The organism is Sulfitobacter sp. PS-8MA (assembly GCF_040933935.1).
GTDB lineage: Bacteria > Pseudomonadota > Alphaproteobacteria > Rhodobacterales > Rhodobacteraceae > Sulfitobacter.
Map to the genome: position 1 here is coordinate 1 of NZ_JBFQYJ010000007.1, position 18,144 is coordinate 18,144.

General features: G+C 62.6%; 19 protein-coding genes. 16 read left to right on the forward strand and 3 right to left on the reverse strand.

Annotated features, from left to right (window positions below):
• Positions 1–118: 118 nt before the first annotated feature.
• From AB4M76_RS13380 to AB4M76_RS13455, 16 genes are all read left to right on the forward strand, one after another.
• Positions 119–451, forward strand: a complete 333-nt coding sequence (locus tag AB4M76_RS13380) for a cob(I)yrinic acid a,c-diamide adenosyltransferase (RefSeq protein WP_368442441.1) — start codon at positions 119–121, stop codon at positions 449–451.
• A gap of 169 nt (positions 452–620) precedes the next feature.
• A complete protein-coding gene (gene pcaF, locus AB4M76_RS13385) occupies positions 621–1,826 on the forward strand; it encodes a 3-oxoadipyl-CoA thiolase (protein ID WP_368440320.1) in 1,206 nt (401 codons plus the stop codon).
• 28 nt (positions 1,827–1,854) lie between these two features.
• Positions 1,855–2,847, forward strand: coding sequence for a 1,2-phenylacetyl-CoA epoxidase subunit PaaA (gene paaA, locus AB4M76_RS13390; RefSeq protein WP_368440321.1), 993 nt, complete (start codon positions 1,855–1,857; stop codon positions 2,845–2,847).
• Positions 2,848–2,852: 5 nt separating this feature from the next.
• Positions 2,853–3,197: a 1,2-phenylacetyl-CoA epoxidase subunit PaaB gene (gene paaB / locus AB4M76_RS13395; protein ID WP_368440322.1), complete on the forward strand. Its 345-nt coding sequence runs from the start codon at positions 2,853–2,855 to the stop codon at positions 3,195–3,197.
• A 35-nt stretch (positions 3,198–3,232) separates the two neighbouring features.
• Complete coding sequence (gene paaC, locus AB4M76_RS13400) at positions 3,233–3,955, forward strand: 1,2-phenylacetyl-CoA epoxidase subunit PaaC (RefSeq protein ID WP_368440332.1); 723 nt, start codon at positions 3,233–3,235, stop codon at positions 3,953–3,955.
• A complete protein-coding gene (gene paaD, locus AB4M76_RS13405; RefSeq protein ID WP_368440323.1) occupies positions 3,949–4,416 on the forward strand; it encodes a 1,2-phenylacetyl-CoA epoxidase subunit PaaD in 468 nt (155 codons plus the stop codon). The genes paaC and paaD overlap by 7 nt, the downstream gene beginning before the upstream one ends.
• A 7-nt stretch (positions 4,417–4,423) precedes the next feature.
• Positions 4,424–5,488, forward strand: coding sequence for a 2Fe-2S iron-sulfur cluster-binding protein (locus tag AB4M76_RS13410; RefSeq protein ID WP_368440324.1), 1,065 nt, complete (start codon positions 4,424–4,426; stop codon positions 5,486–5,488).
• A 10-nt stretch (positions 5,489–5,498) separates the two neighbouring features.
• A complete protein-coding gene (paaZ, locus tag AB4M76_RS13415) occupies positions 5,499–7,523 on the forward strand; it encodes a phenylacetic acid degradation bifunctional protein PaaZ (protein ID WP_368442442.1) in 2,025 nt (674 codons plus the stop codon).
• Between the two features lie 61 nt (positions 7,524–7,584).
• On the forward strand, positions 7,585–8,304 hold the full coding sequence (locus AB4M76_RS13420; RefSeq protein WP_368442443.1) for a PaaX family transcriptional regulator C-terminal domain-containing protein: 720 nt from the start codon (positions 7,585–7,587) through the stop codon (positions 8,302–8,304).
• Positions 8,305–8,358: 54 nt separating this feature from the next.
• Positions 8,359–8,973, forward strand: a complete 615-nt coding sequence (locus AB4M76_RS13425; RefSeq protein WP_368442444.1) for a ribonuclease D — start codon at positions 8,359–8,361, stop codon at positions 8,971–8,973.
• Complete coding sequence (locus AB4M76_RS13430; protein ID WP_368442445.1) at positions 8,970–9,932, forward strand: SIS domain-containing protein; 963 nt, start codon at positions 8,970–8,972, stop codon at positions 9,930–9,932. Before AB4M76_RS13425 ends, AB4M76_RS13430 begins: the two co-directional genes overlap by 4 nt.
• Positions 9,933–9,938: 6 nt before the next feature.
• The gene (gene lptC, locus AB4M76_RS13435; protein WP_368442446.1) at positions 9,939–10,547 is read left to right on the forward strand and encodes an LPS export ABC transporter periplasmic protein LptC; all 609 of its coding nucleotides are present in this window, start codon (positions 9,939–9,941) and stop codon (positions 10,545–10,547) included.
• 5 nt (positions 10,548–10,552) lie between these two features.
• Positions 10,553–11,047 (forward strand): LptA/OstA family protein, encoded by a 495-nt coding sequence (locus AB4M76_RS13440; RefSeq protein WP_368442447.1) that lies wholly within the window; start codon positions 10,553–10,555, stop codon positions 11,045–11,047.
• Entirely contained in the window at positions 11,047–11,805 is a 759-nt protein-coding gene (gene lptB / locus AB4M76_RS13445) for an LPS export ABC transporter ATP-binding protein (RefSeq protein ID WP_368442448.1), read from the forward strand. The genes AB4M76_RS13440 and lptB overlap by 1 nt, the downstream gene beginning before the upstream one ends.
• A gap of 264 nt (positions 11,806–12,069) precedes the next feature.
• Entirely contained in the window at positions 12,070–12,636 is a 567-nt protein-coding gene (gene raiA / locus AB4M76_RS13450; protein ID WP_368442449.1) for a ribosome-associated translation inhibitor RaiA, read from the forward strand.
• 42 nt (positions 12,637–12,678) lie between these two features.
• Positions 12,679–13,143, forward strand: a complete 465-nt coding sequence (locus AB4M76_RS13455; protein WP_368442450.1) for a PTS sugar transporter subunit IIA — start codon at positions 12,679–12,681, stop codon at positions 13,141–13,143.
• Positions 13,144–13,164: 21 nt separating this feature from the next.
• Here AB4M76_RS13455 and AB4M76_RS13460 read toward each other — a convergent pair whose 3' ends face one another.
• Genes AB4M76_RS13460 through AB4M76_RS13470 form a run of 3 tightly spaced genes read right to left on the reverse strand, consistent with a single transcriptional unit; the run spans position 13,165 to position 18,051 of the window.
• Positions 13,165–16,296, reverse strand: a complete 3,132-nt coding sequence (locus AB4M76_RS13460) for an efflux RND transporter permease subunit (RefSeq protein WP_368442451.1) — start codon at positions 16,294–16,296, stop codon at positions 13,165–13,167.
• Positions 16,293–17,537, reverse strand: coding sequence for an efflux RND transporter periplasmic adaptor subunit (locus tag AB4M76_RS13465; RefSeq protein ID WP_368442452.1), 1,245 nt, complete (start codon positions 17,535–17,537; stop codon positions 16,293–16,295). The genes AB4M76_RS13460 and AB4M76_RS13465 overlap by 4 nt, the downstream gene beginning before the upstream one ends.
• Before the next feature lie 43 nt (positions 17,538–17,580).
• The gene (locus AB4M76_RS13470) at positions 17,581–18,051 is read right to left on the reverse strand and encodes a GbsR/MarR family transcriptional regulator (RefSeq protein ID WP_368442453.1); all 471 of its coding nucleotides are present in this window, start codon (positions 18,049–18,051) and stop codon (positions 17,581–17,583) included.
• Positions 18,052–18,144 lie beyond the last annotated feature (93 nt).

The window sequence follows — 18,144 nt, forward strand, 5'->3', positions numbered from 1 at the left end:
GTGATCCGGGCGCTTGGCTGGAAGCAGAAGGTCGGCGTGGTGCAGTTCATCAAGGGCAAATGGATCACCGGCGGAGCGCCAGTTCTTTGACCGGCTGGGCGAGGTCACATGGCACACGATGGGCGAAGGTTTCACCTGGGATACCCAAGACCGTGACCGGGACATCGCCGCCGCCGAAGCCGCCTTTGGCAAGGCCCGCGATATGATGGCGAGCGGGGATTATGCTCTGGTGGTGATGGATGAGATCAACATCGCCCTGCGCTATGACTACCTCAGGGTCGAGGATGTGATCGCCGGGCTTGAAGCACGGGCCGAGGGGACCACCGCCGTATTGACCGGCCGCGATGCGAAGCCGGAACTCTGCGCCTATGCCGATCTGGTGACCGAGATGCGGGAGGTGAAACACCCTTTCCATGCGGGCATCAAAGCGCAGCGCGGCGTCGACTTCTAAAGCATCTCGCCCGGGGGCGCCCCGGGCATCGCCCTCTCAGCGGGGGCGCCACGCTTCGCGCAGACCTAAAGCGTTACTGAAATCCTAACGCACCCGGTAAATCGTAACATTTTAATTGAACCCGAATCGCGCAAGAGGTTAGGTTGCGCGACAACAACAGGAGTCCCCCATGCAGGCATTCATCTGCGACGCGCAGCGCACCCCCATTGGCCGTTACGGCGGCGCCCTCTCATCGGTTCGCGCCGATGATTTGGCGGCGATCCCGCTGAAGGCCCTGATGGAGCGGAACCCGACTGTCGATTGGGCGCGTGTCGATGATGTCATCATGGGCTGCGCCAACCAGGCGGGCGAAGACAACCGCAACGTCGCGCGTATGGCCGCCCTGCTGGCCGGTCTGCCCGTCGACGTGCCGGGCGCCACGATCAACCGCCTCTGCGCCAGCGGCATGGACGCGGTGGGCGCGGCGGCACGGGCGATCCGTGCCGGCGACATGGATCTGGCCATCGCTGGCGGGATCGAGAGCATGTCGCGCGCGCCCTTTGTGATGCCAAAAGCCGAAACCGCCTTTTCGCGCAGCAACGCCGTCTATGACACCACCATCGGCTGGCGCTTCGTGAACCCCAAGATGAAGGCGCAATTTGGTGTGGACTCGATGCCTGAAACGGCAGACAATGTCGCCGCCGATCATGACGTCTCGCGCGCAGACCAAGACGCTTTCGCCGCCCGCAGCCAGCAACGCTGGGCCGAGGCGGATGAAAAAGGCATCTTTGCCGAGGAAATCGCCCCTGTGACCATTCCGCAGCGCAAGGGCGAGGATGTGGTTGTCGACCGCGACGAACACCCGCGGCCCGGCACCACGCTGGAGAAACTGGGCAAGCTGCGCGGCATCAACGGGGCCGACCTTACCGTGACCGCCGGTAATGCCTCGGGCGTTAACGACGGGGCGGCGGCGATGTTGCTGGCGTCTGAGGCGGGGGTGAAGGACCACGGCCTTTCCCCCATCGCCCGCGTCGTGGCGATGTCGGCGGCGGGTGTCGAGCCGCGTGTCATGGGCATCGGCCCGATCCCCGCGGTGCGCAAGGTGCTGGACCGGGCGGGCCTGACGATCGAGCAGATGGACGTGATCGAACTCAATGAGGCCTTCGCCAGCCAAGGTCTCGCCACGCTGCGCGCGCTTGGTGTGCCGGATGACGCGCCCCATGTGAACGCCAACGGCGGCGCCATCGCCATCGGCCACCCGCTTGGCATGTCCGGCGCGCGTCTGGTGATGACGGCGGCGCTGCAACTCAAGCGGACGGGCGGCAAATACGCACTATGTACGATGTGTGTGGGCGTGGGTCAGGGCGTCGCGCTGATTCTCGAAAACGCAGGCTGAGACTTCTTTCCTCGAAAGGAACAGACCGATGTATGCACAGATGATCAAATCCACCGGCAAGGGCATCAAGTCCCTCGACGAGATGGAGCCCGACGAGCGCGCCTTTCAGGAGCGCATCGACGCGGGCGGCAAGATCGAGCCCAAGGACTGGATGCCCGACGGCTACCGCAAGAACCTGATCCGCCAGATCGGCCAGCACGCCCATAGCGAGATCGTGGGCCAATTGCCCGAGGGCAACTGGATCACCCGCGCACCGACGCTGGAGCGCAAGGCGATCCTGCTGGCCAAGGTACAGGACGAGGCCGGCCATGGCCTCTACCTCTATTGCGCGGCGGAGACGCTGGGCGTGACCCGCGACCAGATGACCCGTGACCTTCTGTCGGGCAAGATGAAGTATTCCTCGATCTTCAACTACCCGACCCTGACTTGGGCCGATATGGGCGCCGTGGGCTGGCTCGTCGACGGCGCCGCGATCATGAACCAGGTGCCTTTGCAGCGGACCTCTTACGGCCCCTACGCCCGCGCCATGGTCCGGATCTGCAAGGAAGAGAGCTTCCACCAGCGTCAGGGCTTCGACATCATGATGAAGATGGCCAATGGCACCCCCGCGCAGCGCAAGATGGCGCAGGATGCGCTCAACCGCTTCTGGTTCCCGGCGCTGATGATGTTCGGCCCCTCGGACAAGGATTCGGTCCATTCCGCCCAGTCGATGGCCTGGAAGATCAAGATGAACACCAATGACGAGCTGCGCCAGAAGTTCGTCGACGAGACGGTGCCGCAGGCGGAATACCTCGGCCTGACGATCCCCGACGAGACCCTCAAGTTCAACGAGGAAACCGGCCATTACGATTTTGCCGAGCCGGATTGGGAAGAGTTCTTTCAGGTGCTCAAGGGCAATGGCCCTTGCAACACCGAACGGCTGGCGGCGCGCAACAAGGCTTGGGACGAAGGCCGTTGGGTGCGTGAGGGGCTTCTGGCCCACGCCGAGAAGAAGCGCAGCAGACAAATGGCAGCGGAGTAAGCGAGATGAGCAGCCCAGAATCCAGTGAATATGACGGCACCGAGGCCGCGCCCCATGGCAAGGCCCGGCCCACCGAATGGCCCCTGTGGGAGATCTTTATCCGGGGCCAGCACGGGCTCAGCCACCGCCATGTCGGCAGCCTGCACGCCGCAGACGCCGAAATGGCGATCAAGAACGCCCGCGACGTCTATACCCGCCGCAACGAGGGTGTGAGCATCTGGGCGGTCGAGGCCAGCGCCATCGCCGCCTCCTCGCCCGAGGAGAAGGGCGCGCTTTATGAGCCTGCCAATGACAAGGTCTACCGCCACCCGACCTTTTTCGACATTCCCGACGAAGTGGGGGCGATGTGAGCACGACCGACCCTAAATTCGAATTCCTTTGCCGTATGGGCGACAACGCCCTCGTGCTGGGCCACCGCGTCTCGGAATGGTGCGGCGTGGCGCCGGTGCTGGAGGAAGACATTGCGCTGGCGAACGTGGCGCTTGACCTCATCGGCCAGACGCAGTTGTGGCTGGGTCTGGCGGGCGAGGTCGAGGGCGCAGGCCGCGATGCCGACAAGCTCGCCTTTCACCGCGATGTCTGGGACTTCCGCAATGTGCTGCTGGTTGAGCAGCCCAATGGCGACTTCGGCCAGACCATGATGCGGCAGTTCCTCTTCGACGCCTGGCATCTGGCGCAGCTGACCGCGCTGATCGACTCCAGCGACAAGGAGATCGCCGCCATTGCCGAGAAATCCGCGAAAGAGGTGACCTATCACCTCGAACGCTCTTCCGACACGGTGATCGGCCTCGGCGACGGGACCGAGGAAAGCCACCGCCGGATGCAGGCAGCGCTTGATCTGCTCTGGCCCTATGTCGGCGAGATGTTCATCGGCGATGATGTTGATGCGGCGATGGTCGCGGCGGGCATTGCCCCCGACCCTGCCAGCCTGCGCGCGGGCTATGACCAGTTGGTCGGCGACACGCTCAGCGCGGCAACACTCACCAAGCCCGAGGATGATTTTGCCCATAGGGGCGGGAAAAGCGGCGCGCGGCACAGCGAGCATCTGGGCCATATGCTGACCCAGATGCAGTGGCTGCAACGCGCCTACCCGGATGCCACATGGTAATCGAAAAGCCTTCGTTAGAGACGGTTTGGGACTGGCTCAGCGCCGTGCCGGACCCCGAGATCCCCGTGATCTCCCTGACGGATCTGGGGATCATCCGCGATGTCGCCTGGGAGGATGACACGCTGGTCGTCACGGTCACCCCGACCTATTCGGGCTGTCCCGCCACCAGCATCATCAACCTTGATATCGAAACCGCCCTGCGCGCGCGTGGCATCGAAAAGCTGACCCTGAAACGCCAGCTTTCCCCCGCATGGTCGACCGATTGGCTCAGCGACACTGGCCGCGCCAAGCTGGAGGCTTACGGCATCGCCCCGCCTCAGCCCGCTGGCGGCCCGCAGCATTGCCCGCTGTGCAAATCGACCGCCGTGGAAAAGATCAGCCAGTTCGGCTCGACCCCCTGCAAGGCGCAATGGCGCTGCCAAGACTGCCTTGAACCCTTCGACTATTTCAAATGTATCTGAGGCCCCGATGAGCCAGTTCCACCCCCTGTTAGTGACTGATATTCACCACACCATCCGCGACGCGGTGGTGCTGACGTTAAAGCCCGAGAACCCTGACGCCTTTGCCTTTACCCAAGGGCAATATCTGACCTTCAAGCAGGATTTCGACGGGACCGAGTTGCGCCGGAACTATTCGATCTGCGCCGGTCTCGACGATGGCGAGTTAAAGGTCGGCATCAAACGCGTCGATGGCGGGGCGTTCTCGACCTACGCCAATACCGAGCTTAAGGTCGGCGACGTGCTGCACGCGATGCCGCCGCAGGGCAAGTTCCACACCCCGATCGAGCCGGAAGTGGCCAAGAACTACCTCGGTTTCGCGGGCGGGTCGGGCATCACCCCGGTGCTGTCGATCCTGAAAACGGTGCTGAAACGCGAGCCGCAGTCGACCTTCACGCTGGTCTATGCCAACCGCGCGGTGAACACGATCATGTTCCGCGAAGAGCTTGAGGATCTGAAGAACCGCTACATGGGGCGGCTGACGATCATCCATATCCTCGAATCCGGGCAGGATATGGAGCTTTTCGAAGGCCGCGTCGATCAGGCGAAATGCGATGCGCTGTTCAAACATTGGATCCAGATCGACACCGTCGATACCGCCTTTATCTGCGGCCCGGAGCCGATGATGCTGGCGATTGCCGAGGCGCTCAAGACCAATGGGCTGGCCGAGGATCAGATCAAGTTCGAGCTTTTCAGTGAGAGCCAGCAGGGCCGTCTGGCGAAACAGGAAATGGCCAAGCGCAGCGAAGGTCAAAGCGGCACCGAAGTCACCGTCATCATCGACGGGGCGCGGCGCAGTTTCACCATGCAGAAGGGCCAGTCGGTGCTCGAAGCGGCGCTGGAAAACGGGCAGGAAGCGCCGTTCTCCTGCAAGGCGGGCGTCTGTTCCACCTGTATGGGCAAGGTGCTCGACGGTGAGGTCGAGATGCTGTCGAACCACGCGCTTGAGGATTATGAGGTCGAGCGCGGCTATGTGCTGACCTGCCAGAGCTACCCGCTCAGCGACACGCTCACCATTGACTACGACACACATTAAAGGATCCGACATGCGCGATATTCAAAGCTTCGCCGCAGGCGAATGGCTGGCTTCTGGTGCGGGCGCCCGCAACATCGCCAGCGCGATCACCGGCGAGGTGATCGCCCAGGCCGGGAACGACGCGCTGGACGTGCAGGCGATGCTGGGCTTTGCCCGCGAACATGGCGGCCCGGCCCTGCGCGCCATGACATTCCACGACCGCGCGCGCATGCTCAAGGCGCTGGCGCTGCATCTGATGGAGCATAAACAGGCGCTTTATGACCTGAGCTACGACACCGGCGCCACCCTCTCCGACCATAAGATCGACGTCGACGGCGGTATCGGCACCATGCTGGTCTTCGCCTCCAAGGGCCGGCGCGAGATGCCGGATGCCCATGTCTACCTCGACGGGGCGCCCGAGCAGCTGGGCCGTGAAGGGCAGTTCATGGGGCGGCATATCTGCACGCCGCTGCAGGGTGTCGCGGTGCATATCAACGCCTTCAACTTCCCGGTCTGGGGCATGTTGGAGAAGCTTGCCCCGACCCTGCTCGCGGGCGTGCCGGCAATCGTCAAACCCGCCACCGCAACCTGCTATGTGACCGAGCATTGCGTGCGGCTGATGCTCGACAGTGGGCTGCTGCCCAAAGGCGCGTTGCAACTGGTGAGCGGGGGCTTGGGCGATATGCTCGACCACCTCGACTGTCAGGATGCGGTGGCTTTTACCGGCTCGGCGGACACGGCGCTGAAACTGCGCAGCAATCCGAAGCTCTTGCAGAACTCGGTGCGCTTCACCTCGGAACAGGACAGTCTCAACGCCTCCGTCCTTGGCCCTGACGCCACCCCCGGCACGCCGGAGTTTGACCTCTTCGTCAAGGAAGTGCAGCGCGAGATGACCGCGAAAGCGGGGCAGAAATGCACCGCGATCCGCCGCGTGATGGTGCCAGAGGCGCAGATCGACGCGGTGATTTCGGCGCTGTCCGAGCGCCTCGCCAAGACCACCATCGGCGACCCGCGTGCCGAAGAGACCCGCATGGGCGCCTTGGTCTCGGGCAGCCAGAAACGCGACGTGCTGGACAAGGTCGCCTTGCTGGGGGCCGAGGCCGAACATGTCTTTGGCGATCCCGAGAGTTTCACCGTGCAGGGCGCGGATAAGGACAAGGGCGCCTTCCTGCCGCCGATGCTGTTTCACTGCGCCGATCCGGACAAGGCAGAGCGCGTCCATGACACCGAGGCTTTCGGCCCGGTCTCCACCCTCATGCCCTACCGCGATCTGGCCCATGCCACGCAGCTTTTGAACCGCGGCCAAGGCTCGCTCGTCGCCTCCATCATCACCAATGACGGTGAGGTCGCGCGGGAGTTGACCATGGGGTCCGCCGCCTTCCACGGGCGGCTTTATTTCAACAACCGCAAGTCGATGGCAGAGGCCACCGGCCACGGCTCGCCGCTGCCGCATATGGTCCATGGCGGGCCGGGCCGCGCGGGCGGGGGCGAGGAACTGGGCGGCGTGCGCGGCGTGATGCATTACATGCAGCGCACTGCGGTGCAGGGCAGCCCCGACATTCTGACCGCCATCGGCAAGCAATGGGTGCCGGGCGCGGAAGAGATCACCGACCGCGACCATCCTTTCACCCGCCGGTTTGGTGCCCTGGATCTGGGCGAGACCTTCTATTCCAAATCCCGTGAAATCTCGCTCGACGATATTGAGAAATTCGCCCATTTCACCGGCGACACTTTCTACGCGCATATGGACGAAGACGCCGCCGCCGCGAACCCGTTCTTTCCGGGGCGCGTGGCCCATGGCTATCTGCTGCTGAGCTTTGCCGCGGGCCTCTTCGTGCAGCCTGACCCCGGTCCGGTGCTGGCCAATACCGGGCTCGACAATCTGCGCTTCCTCGAACCGGTCTCGGCAGGCGACAGCATGAAAGTGCGGCTGTCGGTCAAACATAAAACCCCGCGCAACGACGAATATGGCGAGGTGCGCTGGCATGTGACCCTCACCAACCAGCGAGAGGAAGCGGTCGCGGAATACGATCTGTTGACGATGAATGCGCTCTGAGCAGCCCTGCACTGCCGTAGCAGCCTTTGCGGGCCTGGGGGGTCAGCGCGTCTGGTCGCTGATGATCAGCCTTTTTGGCGATCTGGCCCAGGGCAGCGGCCATGCGATCGACGGGCCGGTGCTGTCGACGATCATGGCCGCGCTTGACGTGCGGCCAGAGGCAAGCCGTGTGGCGTTGCACCGGCTGCGCAATGACGGCTGGTTGCAGTCCCACAAGGTGGGGCGGATCAGCCAGCACAGCCTGACCGCGCAGGGCCGGGCGGAAAGTGCCGCGGCCAGCCCGCGCATCTACGCCCCGCCGCCGGACCTGTCAGAGCCTTGGCAGATGATCGTGACCGAAGAGAACGGGCGGCAGTCCGACATGGCGCTGCGCGCAAGCGGCTTCATTCCGGTCACCCCGCGCGCCTATGTCGGGCGGATGGATGGCACCGCGCCAAAAGACTGCCTTGCCCTGCGCGGGGACGCCCCGCCCGACTGGCTGCGCCGCGCGGCGGAGCCGGCCGCTTTGCAGCCGGAATATGACGCCTTGCTCGGCGCGCTCTCAGCGCTGGAGAGGACGCTGGCCGATACGCGCCATATGAACGCGCTTGATATCGCCGTTCTGCGCTGTCTTATCGTGCATAACTGGCGGCGGCTGGTGCTGAAACACCCCCCCCTGCCCGGCGGGCTGATCCGGCCAGACTGGTCCGGCTATCAATGTCACCTCTTGGTCGATGCGCTGCTGCAGCGCTACCCCCGGCCTGCGCTGCAAGATCTGGCGGCGGCATCGGCGGCGGGCTGACTGTCGTCAAAGCGCGGCTTTCCCATGCGGCGCAAGCGCGGTATAGACGTGCTCATGACAAATTTCCTCTATCAGAACGACCTGCCGGATGACCTCGACCTTGGGCCGATGGTGGCCATTGATTGCGAGACCATGGGGCTGCATCCGCATCGTGACCGGCTCTGTGTGGTGCAGCTTTCGGGCGGTGACGGCCACGCCCATCTGGTGCAGATCGCCAAGGGCCAGTCCGCAGCGCCGAACCTCAGCGCGCTTCTGGAAAACCCGCATGTGCTGAAGCTGTTCCACTATGGCCGCTTTGACATTGCCGCGATGCTCAACGCCTTTGGCGCCACCGCAGCACCGGTCTATTGCACCAAGATCGCCAGCCGACTGGTGCGCACCTATACCGACCGGCACGGGCTGGCAAAGCTCTGCCAGGAATTGCTGAGCGTCGATATCTCGAAACAGCAGCAATCCAGCGACTGGGGCGCCGAAGAACTGAGCCAGGCGCAGATCGACTATGCCGCCTCTGATGTGCTCTATCTGCACCGGCTGCGCGATGAGTTGAACAAACGCCTGATACGCGAAGGCCGGATGGAGATGGCGCAGGCCTGTTTCGATTTCCTGCCGATGCGCGCCAAGCTCGATCTGGAGGGATGGCCGGACACGGACATCTTCGCACACGCATGAACACACCTTTCCTTGATACCGCCCGCCGCGTGATCCGCTGCGAATCCGATGCGCTGATCGAACTGGCCGACAGTCTCGATGACCGTTTCCGCGCCGCCATTGACCTGATGCGCGCCTGCAAAGGCCGGATCATCGTCACCGGCATCGGCAAATCGGGCCATATCGGCAATAAAATCGCGGCGACGCTGGCCTCCACCGGCACGCCCGCGCAATTCGTACATCCGGCCGAGGCGAGCCATGGCGATCTGGGCATGATCACCGCCGCCGATGTGGTGCTGGCGATCTCAAACTCGGGCGAAGCGCCGGAACTGGCCAACCTGATCGCCTATTCGCGCCGCTATGCGATTCCGCTCATCGGCATCACCAGCCGCCCCGACAGCAGCCTTGGCCGGCACAGCGATGTGGTGCTGGAACTGCCCCGCATTGCGGAAGCCTGCGGCACCGGCGTGGTGCCCACCACCTCGACCACGCTGACGCTGGCAATGGGGGATGCCGTGGCCGTGGCGCTGATGGAGAACCGCGCCTTTACCGCCGAGCATTTCCGCGACTTCCACCCCGGTGGCAAACTGGGTGCGCGGCTAAGCCGGGTCGGCGATCTGATGCATGTCGGCGCGGCGATGCCCTTGGTCGGCGTTGACGCACCGATGCCCGAAGCGCTTGGCGAGATCAGCCGCAAAGGCTTTGGCGTGGTCTGCGTCACCGAAGATAATGGCGCCCTTGCCGGGATCATCACCATGGGTGACCTAGCCCGGCATCTGGATGGGCTGATGACCATGTCGGCGCGCGATGTGATGACCCCTTCGCCGGTGACCATCGGGCCGGATGAGCTCGCCGAAAAGGCCGTGGGCGTGATGAACAGCCGCAAGATCACCTGTCTGATCGTGATCGACCCGGAAGAGGGGAAAACCCCCATCGGCCTGCTGCATCTGCACGACTGCCTGCGCGTCGGGCTGGGCTAACGGCAGATGCAGGGGGATCGCTATACCCGCCTTGTGTCATGGCTGAAAATCCTGTTTCCGCTGCTCGCGCTGGCCTTGCTGTCGACCCTCTTTCTGCTGTCCCGCGCGATTGACCCTGAGGCGACGATCCCCTTTGCCGAAAAGGAAGTGCAAGAACGCCTCCGCGACCAGCAGGTCACCGGCCCCTTCTATTCCGGCACCACGGAGGCGGGGGATCTGATCTCTTTCTCTGCCGAAAAGCTGACCACCCCGCGCGGGCAGTCCGGCACGAACAAAGCCGAAGACCTGCGCGCGGTGCTGGATTTGCAAAGCGGCACCCAGATCGTGCTGGACGCGGCCGAGGCCATGGTCGACCCTGCCGCCGATCGCGCGGATCTCAGCGGAGATGTGCGCATCACAACCTCGACAGGCTACCGCATCCAGTCGCAGCAGATGACATCGAACCTGACCACGCTAGATATCGCCTCACCCGGCCCGGTGCAGGCCACCAGCCCGGCAGGCAAGATCGACGCCGGTGCTATGGTCATCACCAACCGGCAGAACGACAGCGGATCGCAATTGCTTTTCACAAAAGGCGTGAAGCTGATATACACGCCGCAGCCAACAAAAGAGTAACTGCTTTGAGACATTTGATTTTTTTGCTTCTGCCGCTGCTTTTCGCCCTGCAAACCGCGCCTTTGGCCGCGCAATCTGCCAATGTCGCCTTTGGTGCCATCACCCAAGACACCAGCCTGCCGGTCGAAGTCACCGCCGACAACCTGTCGGTCGACAATGCCACTGGCACCGCTGTCTTTGAGGGTAACGTGCTGATATCGCAGGGTGAAATGAAGCTCTCGGCGGCGCGGGTCAAAGTGGTTTACCGCGCCGATGAGGCAGGCATCGCACAGCTGGAGGCCACTGGCGGCGTCTTGTTGGTCTCGGGCGAGGATGCCGCCGAAGCCGAACGCGCCGATTATGACATTGATGCGGGGACTTTGGTGATGCGCGGCGATGTGTTGATGACCCAAGGGCCAAGCGCGCTCAGCGCGCAGGAAATGACCGTGAACCTGACCGATGGCACCGCCCAGATGTCCGGCGGGGTCAAAACGATCTTGCAGACCGGCAACGGCGACTGATGCCTGCGCCCGAGTTGAAGATCACCGGCGGCACCGCTGGGCTGTGCATTGACCATCTGCGCAAATCCTATCGCAAGAAAGCGGTGATCCGGGATTTCTCGATGCAGCTGGACCGGGGGGAGGTCGTGGCGTTGCTGGGGCCAAACGGGTCGGGCAAGACGACGACCTTTTATGCCGTGGCCGGGCTGGTCACGCCGGAAGGCGGGCGGGTCACCGTCGATGGCAAGGACGTGACGACCCTGCCGATGTACCGCCGCGCGCAGCTGGGCATTGGCTATCTGCCGCAGGAAATGAGCATCTTTCGCGGGCTTTCTGTCGAAGACAACATCAGCGCGATCCTCGACATTCGGGTCAAACACCGCCACCAGCGCCGCGAACGGCTTGAAGAGCTGCTGACCGAGTTCTCCATCGAACATCTGCGCCGCGCGCCTGCCTTGGCGCTGTCGGGGGGCGAACGCCGCCGGGTCGAGATCGCCCGTTGCCTTGCCGCCGACCCCAACTACCTGCTGCTCGACGAACCCTTTGCCGGGGTCGACCCGATCTCGGTGGGCGATATTCGACAGTTGGTGGCCGACCTCAAGACCCGCGGCATCGGCGTCTTGATCACGGACCATAACGTGCGAGAAACACTAGAGATTGTGGACCGCGCCTATATTCTGCACGAGGGTAAGGTTCTGATGTCCGGCACGCCCGAAGAGGTGGTCCAAAATGAGAACGTGCGCCGCGTCTATCTGGGCGACAACTTTAGGATTACCTGATCCGGCAGGGGCTTCGGAAAGGGTAGGATTGCGCTCACTATTCCGCTTGATCGGCATCGTCACCATTGACTTTCATACGGAAAAGCGGCCTCATTGATCTATGGTGATAATGCGTGCCTGTATGATCCTGCAACGCCCTTCCTCCGAAGGATTAGGCAAAATCATCCTTGGCACAACGCCATTCCTTCATATCTGAACCCGTTAAGGCCCACCTGCGCGTGGACCTTTTGACGACGTTCGGATCAAGAATGACAAGGAGACGATATGCGGTACCAAATCAGCGGCAAACAGATCGACATTGGCGACGCGCTTAGGAGTCACGTCCAAGCGGAACTAAATGAGGCGGTCAACAAGTATGCCGAACGCCCGACAGACGCCCAGGTGGTGTTTTCCAAGTCCGGGCATGAATTTGTCTGCGAAGCGACCGTGCATCTTTCCACCGGGCTCAATGCCTCCGCCAAGGGCAAAGCGACTGAAATCTATGCGGCTTTCGACGCCTGTCGGGAAAAGATGGAAAAACAGTTGCGCCGCTACAAGCGCCGTTTGAAGGACCATCACAAAGACCGGTCCGAACCGGTTGAACTTTTGGGTGCGTCCTCTTATATCCTCGCGGCAGACAGCGATTCAGATGCGCAGGAACCTGACAGCCTCCAACCCATGATCATTGCAGAGACCCAGACAAAGATCGCAACTTTGTCTGTAGGTGAAGCGGTTATGCAGATGGAACTGTCCGGCGACCCGGTGCTCCTGTTTCGCAAGGAAGGCCAAGAAGGTATGAACGTCGTGTACCGTCGGGATGACGGGAACATCGGCTGGATCGATCCTTCGTAACGCAACGGCGAAGATATTCGCCACGAGAGCAGGGCGAGCGAAATGGATTTCGGCAAACTCCTCAAGCCGGAAGCGGTCAAGGTCTTGACCTCAGCTTCCAGCAAGAAACGTCTGATGCAGGATATTGGCGATCTGGCGCAGCAGGCCTATGGGCTGCCAGCAGGTCAGGTCGTTGATGCGCTGATGACACGCGAAACCCTTGGGCCGACCGGTGTTGGCCATGGTGTCGCCCTGCCCCATGCCCGCGTCGATGGCATCGACAAGGTTGTCGGTGCCTTTGTGCTGCTCGACAAGCCGATTGATTTTTCCTCGGTGGATCGGCAGCCCGTCGATGTGGCCTTTGCGCTCTTCGCGCCCGAAGATGCGGGTGTCGAACATCTCAAGGCGCTCGCTCTGGTGGCCCGCACCCTGCGGGACACCAGCATTTGCACCAAGCTGCGGTCGAACCCCGATCCGGCAACGCTCTACACCATCCTGACCGAAGACAAGGCCGACAAGGCCGCTTAACGCGGCTTCATCGCCTGTCCCTCACGCTTTGGCCGGCACCGCCTCGCGCGGCGTCGGCTGGTTTCGTGCGGCTTTCTTCTCCCCCAGCATCAACATCGCCGGTGTCACCACCAGGGTCAGCACCGTGGCAATGATCAGCCCCCCCGCAATGGCCGAGCTCAGCTCGGTCCACCATTGGGTGGAGGGGGCGCCATAGACGATCTCCCGCGTGAAGAAGTTGATATTGAGCCCGATCACCATCGGCATCAGCCCAAGCGCCGTGGTGACCGAGGTCAGCACCACAGGCCGCAAACGCTGCGCGCCGGTGCGCAATGCGGCTTCATAGGGCGACAGCCCGGCTTTCTTGAGGTCGTTATAGGTGTCGATCAGAACGATATTGTTGTTCACCACGATCCCCGCCAAAGCGATCACGCCGATCCCGCCCATGACGATGCCGAAAGGCCGCCCGGTGACCAGCAGGCCAAACAGCACCCCCGCGATCGAAAAGACGATGGCCGACATGACGATAAAGGCCTGATAGAACGTGTTGAACTGGATCACGAGGATCACGAACATCAGGAAGACCGCGGTGATAAAGGCACCGACCAGGAAGATCATCGATTCCCGCTGGTCCTCGGCCTCCCCGGCAAAACTTGCCTCGACGCCCGGCGGCAGGTCCATCGCATCAATCGCCGCCCGCAGAGCCACGGTCTGGTCATTCACCAAAACGCCCGGCGCCACATTCGCCTCAATCGTGACAACCCGCTGCTGATCGACACGGGTGATTGTCCCGGTCCGGGGGCTGGGCTCAAAGGTCACGAAGTTCGAAATCGGCACCAGCCCCGAAGACGTCGGCACCCGCAGCGATTGCAACTCTTCCAGCGTCCGCTCGTCGGAGGGAAAGCGCACGTTGATATCGATCGAGCCTTCCGCGTCATCGGGGCGGTAATCGGCGACCGTGATGCCGCGTGTCAGGAGTTGCACAGCCTGCCCCAGGGTCGAGATATCGGCCCCGAACCGCGCCGCTTCGGAGCGGTTGACCGCGATCCGCCATTCCACCCCCGGCAGGGGGAGGGTGTCGGTCACATCGGTGAACCCGCCGATCTGCTCCATCGCCTCGCGGACCTGCTCGACCACCTGCTGCTGCACCTGCGGATCATGGGCGCGCACCTTCAGATTGATCGGCTTGCCGGGAGAAGGGCCGCTCGATGCTGTCTGCACCTGCACATTGATCCCCGGAATGGCCGCCATCTCGGCGCGGATTTCTTCGCCGATGACGGCGGCGGGGCGCCGTTTGTCCCAGTCGATGAACTCCACCTGAATGGTGCCGATCAGATCCGCGCTGTCCTGCCGCCCGCCGCCGGTCCGCGCATAGACGCTGGCGATCTCGTCGTATTTGAACAGTCGCTGCTCAACCAGCCGCACCAGCGCGTCCTTCTCATAGATCGAAAAGTTATCCTGCGCCCGGACCTGCACCTGCGCGAAATCAGGCTCTACACTGGGGAAAAAGGTGATGCCATTGCCGTATTGACCATAGACGGTGAAGCCCCCGATCAAGAAGGCAATCGCAGCAAAGAAGGTCATCCAGGGGCGCAGAATGGCGAATTGCAGCAGTTTCACATAGCGCCCGGTAAAGCCGCTGAGCGTTCGGGGATCCCCCTGTTCGGCGGCATAGAGCGTGGCTTTGTCCTTGGCCGACTGCGGCGGCCGCTTGCCGATCAGCCCGCCGACCACAGGGATGAAGACCAGCGCCATGAAAAGAGACGCCGTGAGGGTCAGGATCACCGTGATCGGCAGGAATTTCATGAACTCCCCCACCGTGCCGGACCAGAATAACAGCGGAAAGAACACGCTCAGCGTCGTCGCCGTGGAGGCGATGATCGGCCAGGCCATACGCTTGGCGGCATGGGCATAGGCGGCTTTGGGGGACTGCCCCTCTTGCAGGCGGCGGTCGGCCAGTTCGGTGGTGACAATGGCCCCATCCACCAGCATCCCCACCACGAGGATCAGCGAGAACAGCACCACGAGGTTCATCGTATAACCCATCACCCAAAGGGCTGTGACCCCGGCCAGAAACGCCCCGGGAATGGCCAGCCCAACAAGCAGAGCGGAGCGAATGCCCAAGGCCCAGACGATCACGATCATCACAAGGATCACCGCCGCGATGACATTCGCTTCCAGATCGCTGAGCATACTTTCGACCTGCTCGGATTCATCCTGCGTGTATTTTACCGTGATGCTGTCCGGCCATTCGCTGCGCATCTCGGTGATCAGATTGCGGACGGCTTCGACGGTTTCGATGATATTCGCGCCCGACCGTTTCTTGATCTCAAGCGCCAGCGCGGGCTGGCCGTCGATCCGGGCAAAGCCGGTCGGGTCCTCGAATGTGCGGCGGATCGTTGCGACATCCGCGAAGGTCACGACCGTGTCGCCCCGCACCTTGATCGGCAGCGACATGACGTCTTCAACGTTTTCGATCAGACCCGGCACTTTCAAGACCAACCGTCCGGCACCGCTTTCGATGGCACCGGCGGCGATCAGGCGGTTGTTGCGGTTGATCTGGCCAATCAACTCTTCAAAAGAGATGTTGTAGGTCTCGAACACCGTGGGATCGATCAGCACTTCGAGCAGTTCCGTGCGCTCACCCCCGACATCGACCTCCAGCACCCCCGGAAGCCCCTCAATCTCGTCTTTCAGCTCTTCCGAGATGGCATTGAGTGTCCGCTCCGGCACCGGGCCGGACAGGATCGCGGTCAGGATCGGGAAGAGCGCTGTATTGATCTCTGTCACGACGGGATCAGTGGCATCTTCGGGCAGGTCAGATTTGGCCCGGTCCACCGCCTCGCGCACTTTATCGAGCGCCTCATCAGCATCGAAACCCGGCTCAAACTCCAACTGGACAGAGGCATGCCCCTCGGCCCCGTTGGAAGTGATCTTCTTGAGCCCGGTCAGCGCGCTCAGCTCGGTTTCGAGCGGTTCGACCAGCAAACGCTCACTGTCCTCGGGCGAGATACCATCGAGCGAGGTGGAGACGTAAAGGGTCGGGATCGGGATTTCCGGCGCACTTTCCTTGGGGATGCTGACATAGGCCAGCGCCCCCACGACAAGGATCATGATCAATGCCAGATTGACCACACGGGCGCGGCTAAAGGCGGCTTCGATGAGGGCGTTCATTCGATCGGCTCCGCCTGAACGGTTTCAGCATTGCCGGTGATCTGGCCATTGCCGGTTTCGGTCCCTTCCGGCGCGGCCCGGCCCGAAAGACCGGCGGCCAGTCGCCCTTCACGGATATCCTCGGCGCCATTTTCGGGCTGGGGGTCCACCACTTCGCCGTGGTTTACAAAGCCCTGCCCGATGGTGATGATTTCGGCTTGATCCGGCAGACCGGCGATCCAGATCCCATCGGTTTGCGCGCGGACAATGGCGATCTCGTTAAAGACGACCCTATTCTCGCCATCCACGGTTTTCACCCCAAGCGTGCCGTCCGTGTCCAGCGACAGGATCGCGGGGGAGACGAAATGCGCCTTTGTGGTCCCTGTGGGGATGCGCACCCGGGCAGAGATACCGGCCGGAATGGCCCCGTCGGCATTGGCAACCTCGATTTCAGCGGCGAATGTCCGGGTCTCTGCGCTGGCGCTGCTGGAGACAAACTTGACCACGCCCTGCGCCTCGACATCGGTGATAAAGAACACATCGGCGGTCTCGCCGACTTCGATATCCTTGAGAGACTGCTGCGGAATTTGCACCCGGATGGTCAGCGGCGTATTGTCCACCAACCGGGCGATATCCTCGCCGACAGAGACAAACTCACCGGCAGAAATGTCCAGCTCTTCCAACCGACCCGCAAAGGGGGCGCGGATTTCGGTGTTCCGCAGCGCCTCTTCGGCAGAGGTCACGGCAGAGCGTGCCGCCGCCAATGTCGCCCGCGCTTCGCTCACCCGGTCGACGGTCGAAACCCCGCGGTCCAGCAGGGCTTCGGCGTTGTCATATTCCCGCTGGGCGCGGTTCAACTCTTCCTGAGCGCGGGCCAGATCGGATTCGCGGGCCGTGGTGCTGATCCGCGCGATCAGGTCTCCCCCGGCAAGTTCGTCCCCTTTGGTGACCAGTACCTCGGCGATCTCGCCCCCCGCTTCGGCACGAACCTGCGTGTCCCGGTCCGGCAGGGCTTGCCCCTCGACGACAAACACCTGCGCGACCTCCTCGGCCGCAGAGCCGCGCACGGCGACGGTCACCGCAGAGGGGGTGATCGGTCCGACCTCTGCCGGGGCTTCCTCTTCGGAGGGCATGACATAGCCGCTGCCCATCCACAGCGCGATCAACACCGCAATCCCACCGGCCACGAATTTGGACCGACCGGACCCGGCGTCGCTTTCGAAATCGAGCGTTTGGCGCTCGTCAGAGGGGGTCTCATTCATTGTTCGATCTCCGTGACCGCAGAAGCCTCAGCCCCGCGCGGTGTCATGTCTTGGGTTTGCTCACCCGGGTCGCGGCATCTTCGAGCGCGGCGCTGATGGCTTCGTAGAAACCGGAAAAGGCTTCGAGCCGGCCCCGAACGTCCTCGGCCTCATCGGGCAGCTTGCTGATGGTCGCGTCAATTTCGGATTTGGTCCGCCGGGTGCCCCCCAAGGCGAATCTGGTCATGGCGCCATAGGCATCATCGGCGAGTTGAAAGTAATCCTGCCGGTCACCGGCCTTGTTGATCCGCCGGATCAGCCCGCGCTCTTCCAGCAGGCGGATCGAGGTGCTGATGGTGGCCCGGCTTACCGATAGGTTCTTCGCAAGATCGCCAAAGGCCACCTCTTCGCCCTCGAAGACCAGCATGGCAAAAACCTGCCCCGACATCCGCGGCATGCCATCATTGGCGGCAACCACCCCCATGCGGGCAATGAACTCGTCCCGCAATTGCGCAAGCTGTTGTTCAGTATCCATTCGACAGGCCCACCTTGATGTTAAAGCGTTGTCGGTAGATAGCCACCGCCTCCCTCACATCAAGGGCGTTCAGATATTTCTGAACAGTTTGAA